Origin of the sequence: Actinoplanes sp. NPDC089786 (genome assembly GCF_040684855.1) — a bacterium.
Taxonomy (GTDB): Bacteria; Actinomycetota; Actinomycetes; order Mycobacteriales; family Micromonosporaceae; genus Actinoplanes.
Map to the genome: position 1 here is coordinate 2,128,397 of NZ_JBFBGU010000001.1, position 11,882 is coordinate 2,140,278.

Consider the following 11,882-nt stretch of genomic DNA (forward strand, 5'->3'; position numbering starts at 1 on the left):
CATGAGCAACAAACCGTGCGCGCACGTCGACGAGGTGCGGCTGGACGACGTGAAGCCGTCGGGCGACGGCTGCGTCGAGTGCCTCGCCGAGGGTGGCCGCTGGGTCCACCTGCGGCTCTGCGAGAACTGCGGCCACGTCGGCTGCTGCGACTCGTCGCCGGCCAAGCACGCGACCGCGCACTTCCACGAGACCGGGCACCCGCTCGTCCAGTCGTACGAGCCCGGCGAGGACTGGTGGTGGTGCTACGCCGACGACCTCGTCTTCACCGTTCCCGGCGCACCGACGTTCTCTCATCCCTGAGGTTGACACATGGGCCATCCCGCGATCCTGACCGTCGACGACGACCCCTCCGTCTCCCGCGCCATCGCCCGTGACCTGCGCCGGCGATACGGCGAGAACTACCGGATCATCCGCGCCTCGGCGGCCGCCGACGCGCTCGAGGCGCTGCGCGAGCTCAAGCTGCGCGGCGGCCGTGTGGCCGTGATGCTGGCCGACTACCGGATGCCCCAGATGAACGGCATCGACTTCCTGGAGCAGGCGATGGACCTGTTCCCGAACGCGCGGCGGGCGTTGCTCACCGCGTACGCCGACACCGACGCGGCGATCCAGGCGATCAACCAGGTCGACGTCGACCACTACCTGCTCAAGCCCTGGGATCCGCCGGAGGAGAAGCTCTATCCGGTGATCGACGCGCTGCTCGACGCGTGGCTGGAGAGCGGCGACCGTGACCTCGAGTCGATCCGGGTGGTCGGTCACCGCTGGAACGAGCAGTCCTTCCAGGTGCGCGACTTCCTGACGCGCAACCTGGTCCCGTACCGCTGGCTCTCGGCCGAGGAGCCCGAGGGCCGCCGGCTGCTCGAGGCGGCCGGGGTCGGTCCCGAGGCGGTCCCGCTGGTGGTCACCACCGACGGCCGGGCGATGTCCCAGCCGAGCACCACCGAGGTGGCCGAGGCGGCCGGGCTGTCCACCGCCCCCGACCGCGACTTCTACGACCTGATCATCGTCGGCGGCGGACCGGCCGGGCTGGGCGCGGCCGTCTACGGCGCCTCCGAGGGCCTCAAGACGCTGCTGGTCGAGCGGCAGGCGGTCGGCGGCCAGGCCGGGCAGAGCTCCCGGATCGAGAACTACCTGGGCTTCCCGGACGGCATCTCCGGCGGCGACCTGACCACCCGGGCCCGCCGGCAGGTCGGCAAGTTCGAGGCCGAGGTGTTGAATACCCGCGAAGTCACCGGGCTGCGGGTGGAAGGACCGGCCAAGACGCTGTCGTTCACCGACGGTGGCGAGGTGTCCGCCCACTCGGTGGTGCTCGCGACCGGTGTGGCCTACCGCCCGCTGGTGGCCGACGGCGTGCACGAGCTGACCGGCTCGGGCATCTACTACGGCTCGGCCTCCTCCGAGGGGCCGGCCTGCCAGGGCGCCGACGTCTTCATCATCGGCGGCGCCAACTCGGCCGGCCAGGCCGCGATGTACTTCTCCCGGTTCGCGAAGAACGTCACCCTGCTGGTCCGCGGCGATTCGCTCGAGGCGTCGATGTCGTACTACCTGATCCAGCAGATCGAGCGGAAGCCCAACATCCACGTCCGGACCCGCTGCGAGGTCGTCGGGGCGCAGGGCGAGGGCCACCTCCAGGCCATCACCATCTGTGACGGCAAGAACGGGCAGAGCACCACGGTCGAGTGCGGCTACCTCTTCGTCTTCATCGGCGCCGAGCCCCGGACCGACTGGCTGGACGGCGCCGTCGCGCGGGACGAACGTGGCTTCGTCTACACCGGGCCGGATCTTCTGACAAATGGCACCCGCCCGAAGGGATGGGATCGGGACCGCGATCCGTTCTACCTGGAGTGCAGCGTTCCGGGGATCTTCGCGGCGGGCGACGTCCGGGCCAACTCGGTGAAACGGGTGGCCTCGGCGGTCGGCGAGGGCGCGATGGCCGTGACGCTGGTGCACCGCTACCTGGAGGCGCAATGACCGACACCGGCACCGACACCGGGGAGATCACTCTCGAACCCTGTGAACCGGGCAAGCTCACCAACGACCAGCTCCGCACCCTGTTCCTGTTCGAGAAACTGACCGACGAGCAGCTGAGCTGGATCTGCGACCACGGGTGCACGATGCGGGCCAAGGCCGGCTCGTACGTGCTCCGCGAGGGCGACCCCGCGGAGAAGTTCTTCATCCTGCTCAGCGGCACCATCCAGCTCACCCGCATGGTGGGCCAGGACGAGGTGGAGACCAACCGCACCGAGCAGCGCGGCGTGTACATGGGCGCGACCAACGCCTACCTCCGCGACGACGGCGTGCAGCAGCAGTACATGGGCTCGATGCGCGCGCTCGACGAGTCGGAGTTCTTCGTCATGGAGGCCGCCGACTTCGGCCACATGATGCGCGAGTGGTTCCCGATGGCCGTACACCTGCTCGAGGGTCTGGCCATGGGGATGCGCAACTCGCAGGCCGCGGTCGGCGAGCGGCAGCGCCTCACCGCGCTCGGCGCGCTCACCGCCGGGCTGATGCACGAGCTGAACAACCCGGCCGCCGCGGCGTCCCGGGCCACCGGCTCGCTGCGTCAGCGGGTCGCCGGCATGCGTCACAAGCTGGGCATGCTGGCCGCCGGCAAGGTCGACCCGGCCCGCCTCGACGCGCTGGTCGAACTTCAGGAAGAGGTCATCGAGCGGGCCGCCAAGGCGCCCGTGCTGAGCGCCATGCAGACCTCCGACCTCGAGGACGAGCTCGGCGAGTGGATGGACGAGCACCACATCACCGGCGGCTGGGACATCGCGCCGGTCTTCGCCCAGGGCGGCCTCGACGTCGAATGCCTCACCGAGATCGAGCGCAAGGTCGGCGCGCCCGAGCTGCTCGACCAGGCGGTGCACTGGCTCGGGTACGCGCTCGAGACCGAACAGCTGATGAGCGACATCGAGGACGCCACCAGCCGGGTCTCCAGCCTGGTCACCGCGGCCAAGCAGTACTCGCAGATGGACCGGGCCGCACACCAGTGGATCGACGTGCACAGCGGCCTGGACAGCACGCTGGTGATGCTCACCCACAAGATCGGTGACGGCATCACCGTGGTCAAGGACTACGACCGCTCGCTGCCGCAGATCCCGGCCCACCCGGCCGAGCTCAACCAGGTCTGGACCAACCTGATCGACAACGCGGTCCAGGCCATGCAGGGCGTCGGCACCCTGACCATCAAGACCTACCTGGTCGGCAACCAGCTCGTGGTGTCGATCGGGGACTCCGGGCCGGGCGTGCCCGAAGAGCTGCGAAAGCGGGTCTTCGAGCCGTTCTTCACCACCAAGCCGGTGGGTGAGGGCACCGGCCTCGGGCTGGACATCTCGTACCGGATCGTGGTCAACCGGCACGGCGGCGACATCAAGCTCCAGTCCGAGCCGGGCGACACCCGCTTCCTGGTGCGGCTGCCGCTCAGCGAACCGTCCTCCGCCTGACCGCGGGGCTCACACCCCGAGCAGGCCGCGCACGTATGCGGCCTGCCCGGCGTGCTGCGCGTCGTCGTCGTAGACGCTGATCAGCCGGGCCATCATGGTGACCGGCGGATCCCAGTTCTTGTCCACGACCCGGTCGAGGTCGTCGTCGGACAGGCCGCGGAGGAACTCGATCGAGCGCTCGTGCACCGCGGTGTAATAGTTCAGCAGCGCCTGTGACGTCTCGGGCGCGACCTTCGCCACCTGCTTCGCCGAGTGGCCGTAGCCGGTGTCGTCCGAGCCGCCGGGCAGGCCGAACATCGGCGCCCAGCCGCCGGCGACGTAGACCTCCTGGCCGCCGATCAGCTCGGTGAGGTGGCTGTCCTGCACCCGGGTCAGGTGCCAGACCAGCCAGCCGATCGTGTTCGCGCCCTCGGCCGGCGTCTGGCGCAGCTGCTCGGGGCTCAGCCCCTCGACCGCGCCGGCCACCAGTTCCGGCAGCCGTCCGTACGCCTCGATCAGCACCTCGTTGGCCCGCACCGCTCGCTCCTTCTACTCGGTCGTGCTCGTGGTCGGGACGTCCGGCTCCCCGCCACCCTCACCGTTGCCCTCACCGGCGCCGCTGTCCGGGTTGGCCGGCTCGGTGGGCGCGTCGGTCGCCGGGGCGTCCGTCGTCGGCGCCGTGGTCGGCTCGGTCGCACCGGTCGACGGCGCGTCGGTCGGCTCGGTCGTCGGCGTCCCGGCCGGTGCGCTGCCCTCGTCGGTCGTCGGCTGCGTGGCCTCCGGCGACGGGGCCACCGGCGTCACCGGCTTCTCGTTGCGCGGTTCGCTCCTGCCGTCGAACGTGCTGCTCAGCGTCGTGCTGCCGGACGAGTTGCCGCCCACCATCGACGCCACCGACTTGCCGGCCATCAGCTCGATCAGGGACAACACCCCGATGGCGAGCACGAAGACGCCGGCCGTGATGAGCGCGACCCGCTTCCACCTGATCGTGCGCCCGGTCGTCCGCTCCGCTTCCGGAACGGTCTCCGACGGCTTGTCGTCCTCGGACGCCGCGGCCACGTCGGGCGTGCCCACCGCGGCGGGCGCCGTCACGAACGTGGGCGCGATCGTCTGGAGCTTCTGGGCCCCGCGCTTGATCGAACGGTGGTAGATCTCCGTCCCCACGGTGCCGATGATGCTGGCCAGGGCCGCGCCGATCAGGGTGCCGGCGACGCCCAGGAACGAGCCGATCACCGCCGCGCACACCGCGGCCAGCGCTCCGGCCAGGGTCTTGCCGATGTCGATGCCGGACCAGATCCGTTCTGCTGCCTGCTCGGACATGTCCTCCTTGCTCCACGCTCTAGTTCGGTCGCCGGAAGCCTCTGCCTTTACCTACCGGCGCATTGCTAAACCACGCCGCTCCGCCAGAATCTCGCGAATCGGGCGGACCACGACCCCGTCCTCGGCCATCCTTTGCCTGGCCAGCCGCCGGGTGCGCAGGATGCCCACGACCCCGATCGCACCGACCAGATACTGGACACTCAGCGCCACCCGGAAGTCGGCCAGGTCATAGCTCGCACCCCCACCGGTTCGCCAGTCGAGGATCAGCCCGACCAGCAGGATGGTCAGCAGCGAGGCGGTGAACCCGCCCACGTTGACGATGCCGGTCGCCGTGCCCAGCCGGGCCGGCGGGTTGAAGGTACGGGCCAGGTCGAAGCCGATCACCGACCCCGGGCCGCCCAGCCCCAGCGCCAGCACCAGCAGCACCAGCACGGGCAGCGGCGCCGGGCCCGGCCAGAGGAGCACCAGGCCCCACCCGGCGGCGGTGGTGACGACCACGCCGAGCACCAGCCACGACCGGCGCAACGGGAACCGCTGGGCCAGCACGCCCATCACCGGCCCCGCCGCCATGCCGGTCAGCACGAACACGGTCAGCAGCGCGCTGGCCGTGCCCCGGCTCAGCCCCTCGCCGGCCACCAGGAACGGGAACCCCCAGGTCAGCGCGAACACGGTGCCGGCGAACTGGGTGGTGAAGTGGGTCCACAGGCCCAGCCGGGTGCCCGGTTGGAGCCACGCCTGCTTGAGGTCGAGGGCGACCTGGCGCGGGGTGATCGCGGGACCGGCGCTCACGCGTACCTCAGGGGTATCGTGCAGCGCGACCACCGTCACCACCGCGACCAGCACGCCCAGCGCGGCCATGGCGACGAACGCGGCGCTCCACCCCTGGTAGGCGAGCAGGGCGGCCAGCGGCACCGCGCTGAGGATCTGGCCGAGCTGCCCGAGGATGCCGGTGAGCTGGGTCAGCACCGGCACCCGCCGGGCCGGGAACCAGCGCGGGACCAGGCGCAACACGCTGATGAAGGTCACCGCGTCACCCGCGCCGACCAGCACCCGGGCGACCACGGCGCCGGTGACGCCGTCGCTGAACGCCATCAGCACCTGCCCGGCCGCCATCGCGACGGCGCCGGCCACGATCATCCGCACCGACCCGAAACGGTCGAGCAGCAGGCCGGCCGGCACCTGAAGCGCCGCGTACACGAGCAGTTGAAGAACCGCGAACGACGCCAGCGCGCTCGCGCCGACCCCGAACCGGTCTTGCGCGTCGAGGCCCGCCACCCCCAGGGAGGTGCGGTGCAACACAGCGATCACGTAGGCGGTCAGACCAACGGCCCAGACGGCCCACGCTCGTCGCAGGGCCATCACAAACCTTCCAGCCGGACATCGGGGTACGTCCCCAACCCTTCTCCGGCCGCCCTCGACCTGCAACGAATCGGGCGCACGCCACACGTGTGCCTGGTCACCCCGAGTGACCCGCGCGACCGGCCGTCGTTGGGAACGGTGCGTCCCGCCGAGTGATCAACAGGAGTCGACGAGGTGCCGTACCGCGAGCTGATCGATCTGGTTCTCGCCGCACCGGGCCCGGCCGCCCCGGCCGGCGCCGTGACGGTGCTGCGTGAGCTCGCCGACGACGAGGACCTCGGGGCGGTGACGGCGCTCGGTGTGGTGCTGACGGCCGAGCTGGGCCTCGACGCCTGGGAGCCACCCGAGCTCGCCGACCCCGCGGACCTGCTGCACGTCCCCGGCGTCCCGGATCTGGTGCGGGCCTACCTGATCGGCTTCTATCCGCGGCTGTTCCACGCGAACGTCATCGAACTCAGCACGCCTGCCGCCGAGTGGCGTACCCCGGCCGGACTGATCCGGCTCCAACGGCTCGGCTGGCGCGGCGCGGCCATGCGGCACGAGGCGCTGCTTGCCTATCTGACCCAGGCGCTGACCGACCACGCGGTGTTCCGTCGCGACGTGCTCGGCATCGCCCCGGACGCCCTGGTCCAGGTCATTCTGCGGCAGATCCATCAGGGCGCGCGGATCGTCGACGGGCACAGCATCGACCACTCCTTCGAGGCCGGCCTGGAGTGGCTGCTGTCCGTCGACGCCGACACGTTCAGCCTCGCGATCCAGCACGAGTTCGGTCACTACCACACGGATCTCCTCGCGGCGGCGCCCGATGTGCCGGTCGAACCCGAGGACCGGCGACGCTTGATCGCCGAGGTGCGCCGCCTCGCCGGCGGGGCGCCACCCTTCGAACTGGTCAAGTCCGGGGCCGGGCCGGTTCAGATGCTCTGGAGCAGCGGCCCCTATCTGCACGTGTCGTTCAGCCGCTTCGGCCGGCCCATCGGCGTCGACGAGGCGGCGGAACTGGCCCTCCTGACCGGCGCCGTGGCCGGGGCCGATCCGGAGCTCGCGGCCGCCGCCTACTCCAAGGCGGGGATCTTTCACGTCGGCTTCGCCGGCGGGACCGCCCTCCGGACGGCCGGCCTCTGGTGGCCGCGTCGGAAGCAGGAGGAGCAGCGGCTGATGGACGAGGCGCGGGACCGTGCCCCCGGCTGGCTGGCCGGCCTCCGGGCCCGCGGCCGGGTCGGGCGCACCGAGCGCGACGTGTCGATGATCCTCGGCGCCACGCCACGCCAGGCCCGCTGGTTCGTCTCCGGTCCGCTGGCCCACGCCGACCTGCACGCGAGCGCATCGGGCCGGCCGCACCGCGCGAGTGTCCGGTGCGCCGACGCCGCGACGCTCGGCCGGCCGGATCCGGCCGAGGCGGGACGGTTGTTCGGTGAGCTGGCGTCGGCGAGCGGCGTGGTCCGGGACGGTTCGTCCACGCGGTATGCCGGCGCCACCGCGAACGGCGCACGCTCGGTGCTCTCCGCGCTGTGCGATGCCGGGTTCGACATCGACACGACGCTCGACGGGACCGGGACGACCTTGCTCGTCGACGCGGCCGGGCGGAACTCGGATCTGGTGGAGTTCGTCCTCGGCTGCGGTGCCGACCCGGACCGGGCGGATCGGCGCGGCCGGACGGCGCTGGTCACCGCGACGCTCGCCGGCCGGGCCGCGTCCGTCCGGCGGCTGCTCGAGGCCGGCGCCGATCCCGATCGGTGCGACGGCGACGGACGGACCGCGCTGGTCGCCGCCGTCGTCCGCGACGAGCTGGAGATCGTCGCTGTCCTGCTGGCCCTCGGCGCGCGCCCGGACGCCGCGACCGCCACCGGTCAGACGCCCCTCGCGATGGCCCGGTCGACCGGAGCGGTCGCGGCGCTGTGCCGGGCCGGGGCCTCCGTCCACGCCGCCGACCCGGCCGGGGTGTCCGCCCTGACGTCGGCCGCCGCCGCGGGCTCCACCGAGGCGGTCGCCGAACTGCTGCGCCGGGGAGCCGACGTGGACCGGCCGACGGCCCTGGGTCAGACGGCCCTGCACGGCGCGGCCGGCTGCCGGGCCGAAGGCCCGTCCGGCCAGATCATCGACCTGCTGATCGCGGCCGGCGCCGACCCGGACGAGGAGGACTCCGACGGCCACACCCCCCTGATGTACGCCGCCCGGGACATGAACCCGACCGGCGTCGAGCGGCTCGTCGCCGCGGGCGCGGACGTCAACCGCGAGGCGAAGAGCGGCAGTACGGCCATCATGTGGGCCGTCACCGCGGAGACCGGCTGGTCGCGGGACTTCATGACGGTCTTCGCGCGGCAACGGGCCACCGTCGAAGCGTTGCTGGCCGCCGGTGCGGACGTGATCGCGACCGATACCGAGGGGCGCACCGCCGCCGACCTCTCGACCTCGGCCGCGATCACGGAACTACTGCGCGAGCACGCACGCGGATGACCGATGCGAGCCGGGCGGCACCCGGCGTGGCGGAGCGGGTCGCCTCGGCCGGCCGGGACGGGACCGGGCGGGTCGACCTGAACGGTCTCGGTCTGCGCGAGGTGCCCACGGAGATCCTCGGACACCCCGGCATCCGCCGCCTCGACCTCAGCGGCAACCGGTTGCGCGAGGTGCCGGGCGAGATCTTCCGGCTGCCGGGGCTTGAGGGCCTCAACCTGGCCGGCAACCGGCTCACGGCGCTCCCGCCGGAGGCCGGCTCCGGCGCCGCCCTCCGGCATCTCGACCTCTCCGAGAACCGGCTGACCGCGCTGCCGGCCGAGCTCGCCGGCACCGGTCTCGTCGACCTTCGCCTGCGGGACAACGCTCTGGCCGACGCCGCGCCGCTGACCGGCCTGCGGCGCCTGCGCCTGCTCGATCTGTCGGGCAATCGGCTGCGCGCCCTGCCCCGGCTGGACACCACCGAACTCACCCGGCTCGATCTCAGCGGCAACGCGCTGGAGACGCTGCCCAGCTGGTTCGGCGCGTTGCGCGGGCTCCGGGTGCTGGATCTGTCCGGCAACCGGCTCGCCGACGTCCGGCCGCTGGCCGACCTGCCGCTGCGTGAGCTCTTCCTGGACGACAACGCCCTGGCCAAGGTGCCCGTGGCTCTCGCCGGGTCGCCGACGCTCCGCCGCCTGTCGATGCGGCGGAACCCGTGCGGCCCGCCGCGGGCCACCAGCCCCTCGTGCGCCGCGTGGCGGGCGGCGGCCAGGGCCGAGGAGACCGCGGGGGCGGTCCGGGCGCTCACCGCGGGGGAGAACGATCCCACCCGCCAGTACTTCGACGCGGCGATGCTCACGTTGCTGTGTGCCCTGCACGTGACCGGCCTGGGCGGCATGCTCGTGGTGGCCCGGCTCCACTACCGCCGTTACCGATCCTGTGCCCTGACCATGCGGTTCGCGGACGGGAGCCAGGTCGACCTCACGCACGTCTCGCTGAGAACCGCCACCGAACTGATCCGGCGGCACTACCGCGAGACCGGCGGGAAGCCGGCCGACGTCCGCTTCCAGCCGTCGCGATCGCGCGCTGACGTCGCGGTCGCGGCCGAGCTCGCGGTCGACGCGGTGTCCCGGTCCGCCGACATCTCCCTCCGCTCGACCGACGCGGCCGGGATCGTCATCAATCAGCACTTCGGAGATCAGATCATGGGCGACAACTACACCATCGGCGACGTCACCAACTCGAACTTCGCCATCCGGTCCAGCCTGGAGCGAGTCACGCAGACCATCACCGCCGGCGTCGCCGACGACGGCGCGCGGGCCGAGCTGAACCGGCTCCTCACCGAGCTCGCCTCGGTGGTCCAGGCGCTGCCGCCGGCCGAGCGCGCCGACGGCGAGACGGTTGTCGAGGCCGCCGAGGACCTCGTCACCCGCGCCGCCGGTGACCGCCCGAATCGAACCCTGGTCGAGCTGTCCTGCGAGACCCTTCAGACCGTCGCCGGCGGGCTGACCTCGGTCGCGCCCATCGCCGCGGCGATCGCGCAGGCGGTGAACAAACTGGTCGGGGGCTAGTTCCTCGCCCGGAGGTGGTGGGTGAGCCAGGCGACCGTCTCCTGGAGGTACTCGGCGCGCGAGTGGCGGTGCAGCAGCTCGTGGCCCTCGTCGCGGAAGAGCAGGTACTTGTGCTCGGCGCCACGGGCCCGCAGCGCGGCCACCACCTGCTCGGCCTCGATCACCGGGACGTTGCTGTCGTTCTCGCCGTGCACGACCATCAGCGGGGCGCGGAGGCGGTCGATCCGGGTGATCGGGGAGAGGTCGCGCAGCAGGTCGGCGTCGTGCACCGGGTCGCCGTACTTGCTGACCGCGGCCGCCGCGATCCACGGCTCGGTGTGCTCGTAGAAGGTGGCGAAGTCGCTCATGCCGCAGACGTCGATGCCCACCGCGAACAGCTCCGGATAGGTGACCAGCGCGGCCAGGGTGAGGTACCCGCCGTACGACCGGCCCATGATCCCGATCCGGGCCGGGTCGGCCACGCCGCCGCCGACCAGGTGCTTCACGCACGAGGCGACGTCCTCGATGGCGTCGTAGCGCAGCGGCCCGTTGTCGGCGTTGACGAACGTGCGGCCGAAGCCGGACGACCCGCGCACGTTCGGCGCGAACACCGCGATGCCCCGGTCGACCAGGGACTGGAACAGCGGGCCGTGACCGGGGCGTTCCTGCGCCTCCGGCCCGCCGTGGAACCACAGGACGGTGGGATGGGGCCCGGGCCCGGCCGGGCGGAACAGCCAGCCGGTCAGCGCCAGCCCGTCGTGCCCGGTGAACTCCTCGAGCACCGGCCGGACCGCGCCGGGCGCCGTCGCCTCGACCGACACCGGCGAGAGCTTGCCGTCGGTCCAGGCCCAGGTGCCGTGCGGCTGCCCGGGGCCCTCGACGGTGAAGGCGAGCGTGCTGCCGTCGGTGCTCCACGACGGCCCGGCCGCCACCAGGCCGGGCAGCGGGATCTCGGCGCCGCCGGGCAGGACGGTCAGCCGGGACAGGCCGCCGCGCACGTTCCACAGCACGGCCGCCCGGCTGCCGTCGGCGGTCAGCGCGAAGGACTCCACCTCGTCCGTCGGCGACGACGCGACCACCGAGACCTCGCCGTCCCGCACGTGGATCAGCACCGGGAACTCCCCGGCGTCGCAGCGGGCCCAGATCGACCCGTCCGGCCCGAAGACGGCCTCCTCGCCGCTGGCCACGTGCTCCTCGACGCCGGTCGCGAGGTCGAGCACCGCGATGTGCCGGTCACCACGGGGACCGCGCCGGATCAGCGCCCGGGAGAAGTCGGGGCTGACGTCGAACAGCGAGATCAGGTCGCCCGAGGCGATGACCCGGCGCTCACCGGTGACCGGGTCGATGACCAGGGCCTGGGTCAGGTTCTCGGTGACCGCCAGCAGCGACCGGCCCGGCAGCCAGCGCATGTTGTCGGCGGTGTCGGCGCCGAAGCCGGCCACCTGGTGCAGCTCGGAACCGTCCGGCCGGACCAGCCAGACCTCGTGCCGGGGCGCGCCGCCGGGCGCCAGCAGGCAGGCCAGCCAGCCGCCCCCGGTGGACCACTGCACCGCCATCACCGGCTGCTCGCCGGTGTCGACCAGGAAGGTCAGCTCGCTGCCGACCGGCTGGACCCAGACCTTGGGAACCCCGCTCCGGTCGGACACGTACGCGGCGTGCCGGCCGTCCGGCGACAGGGCCGGGGACCAACTGCCACTGACCTCCGTCGGGAAGGAACCCGGATCCCGGGTCATCCATCCCATCGGCAGAACAGTGACGTCGACACGGTTGAGCTGACCGGTCATCCAGGTCTCCCTT

Annotated in this window: 9 protein-coding genes; 5 read left to right on the forward strand and 4 right to left on the reverse strand. The window is 72.4% G+C overall.

The window, feature by feature from the left end:
• The first annotated feature begins 1 nt into the window (after position 1).
• Genes AB0O15_RS10170 through AB0O15_RS10180 form a run of 3 tightly spaced genes read left to right on the forward strand, consistent with a single transcriptional unit; the run spans position 2 to position 3,444 of the window.
• Positions 2 to 301, forward strand: a complete 300-nt coding sequence (locus tag AB0O15_RS10170) for a UBP-type zinc finger domain-containing protein (RefSeq protein ID WP_364316565.1) — start codon at positions 2 to 4, stop codon at positions 299 to 301.
• 9 nt (positions 302 to 310) lie between these two features.
• Entirely contained in the window at positions 311 to 1,969 is a 1,659-nt protein-coding gene (locus AB0O15_RS10175; RefSeq protein ID WP_364316568.1) for an FAD-dependent oxidoreductase, read from the forward strand.
• Positions 1,966 to 3,444, forward strand: coding sequence for an ATP-binding protein (locus tag AB0O15_RS10180; RefSeq protein WP_364316571.1), 1,479 nt, complete (start codon positions 1,966 to 1,968; stop codon positions 3,442 to 3,444). The genes AB0O15_RS10175 and AB0O15_RS10180 overlap by 4 nt, the downstream gene beginning before the upstream one ends.
• 9 nt (positions 3,445 to 3,453) lie before the next feature.
• On the opposite strand, the gene AB0O15_RS10185 is transcribed toward AB0O15_RS10180, so the two are convergent.
• Genes AB0O15_RS10185 through AB0O15_RS10195 form a run of 3 tightly spaced genes read right to left on the reverse strand, consistent with a single transcriptional unit; the run spans position 3,454 to position 6,102 of the window.
• Complete coding sequence (locus AB0O15_RS10185; protein ID WP_364316574.1) at positions 3,454 to 3,960, reverse strand: DinB family protein; 507 nt, start codon at positions 3,958 to 3,960, stop codon at positions 3,454 to 3,456.
• A gap of 12 nt (positions 3,961 to 3,972) precedes the next feature.
• Complete coding sequence (locus tag AB0O15_RS10190; protein ID WP_364316576.1) at positions 3,973 to 4,743, reverse strand: hypothetical protein; 771 nt, start codon at positions 4,741 to 4,743, stop codon at positions 3,973 to 3,975.
• A 51-nt stretch (positions 4,744 to 4,794) separates the two neighbouring features.
• Complete coding sequence (locus AB0O15_RS10195) at positions 4,795 to 6,102, reverse strand: MFS transporter (protein ID WP_364316579.1); 1,308 nt, start codon at positions 6,100 to 6,102, stop codon at positions 4,795 to 4,797.
• A gap of 174 nt (positions 6,103 to 6,276) precedes the next feature.
• Here AB0O15_RS10195 and AB0O15_RS10200 point away from each other — a divergent pair, with 174 nt between their 5' ends.
• Both AB0O15_RS10200 and AB0O15_RS10205 read left to right on the forward strand, forming a co-directional pair.
• Positions 6,277 to 8,556, forward strand: coding sequence for an ankyrin repeat domain-containing protein (locus AB0O15_RS10200; protein ID WP_364316582.1), 2,280 nt, complete (start codon positions 6,277 to 6,279; stop codon positions 8,554 to 8,556).
• Complete coding sequence (locus AB0O15_RS10205; protein ID WP_364316584.1) at positions 8,553 to 10,106, forward strand: leucine-rich repeat domain-containing protein; 1,554 nt, start codon at positions 8,553 to 8,555, stop codon at positions 10,104 to 10,106. The genes AB0O15_RS10200 and AB0O15_RS10205 overlap by 4 nt, the downstream gene beginning before the upstream one ends.
• Here AB0O15_RS10205 and AB0O15_RS10210 read toward each other — a convergent pair.
• Entirely contained in the window at positions 10,103 to 11,869 is a 1,767-nt protein-coding gene (locus AB0O15_RS10210) for a S9 family peptidase (RefSeq protein ID WP_364316586.1), read from the reverse strand. The genes AB0O15_RS10205 and AB0O15_RS10210 overlap by 4 nt on opposite strands.
• Between the last annotated feature and the right edge of the window lie 13 nt (positions 11,870 to 11,882).

Bases quoted from the DNA above. Each gene is read 5' to 3' on its own strand.
- AB0O15_RS10170 (WP_364316565.1), top strand. From the start codon at position 2: ATGAGCAACAAACCGTGCGCGCACGTCGACGAGGTGCGGCTGGACGAC.
- AB0O15_RS10175 (WP_364316568.1), top strand. From the start codon at position 311: ATGGGCCATCCCGCGATCCTGACCGTCGACGACGACCCCTCCGTCTCC.
- AB0O15_RS10180 (WP_364316571.1), top strand. From the start codon at position 1,966: ATGACCGACACCGGCACCGACACCGGGGAGATCACTCTCGAACCCTGT.
- AB0O15_RS10190 (WP_364316576.1), bottom strand. From the start codon at position 4,743: ATGTCCGAGCAGGCAGCAGAACGGATCTGGTCCGGCATCGACATCGGC.
- AB0O15_RS10195 (WP_364316579.1), bottom strand. From the start codon at position 6,102: ATGGCCCTGCGACGAGCGTGGGCCGTCTGGGCCGTTGGTCTGACCGCC.
- AB0O15_RS10205 (WP_364316584.1), top strand. From the start codon at position 8,553: ATGACCGATGCGAGCCGGGCGGCACCCGGCGTGGCGGAGCGGGTCGCC.
- AB0O15_RS10210 (WP_364316586.1), bottom strand. From the start codon at position 11,869: ATGACCGGTCAGCTCAACCGTGTCGACGTCACTGTTCTGCCGATGGGA.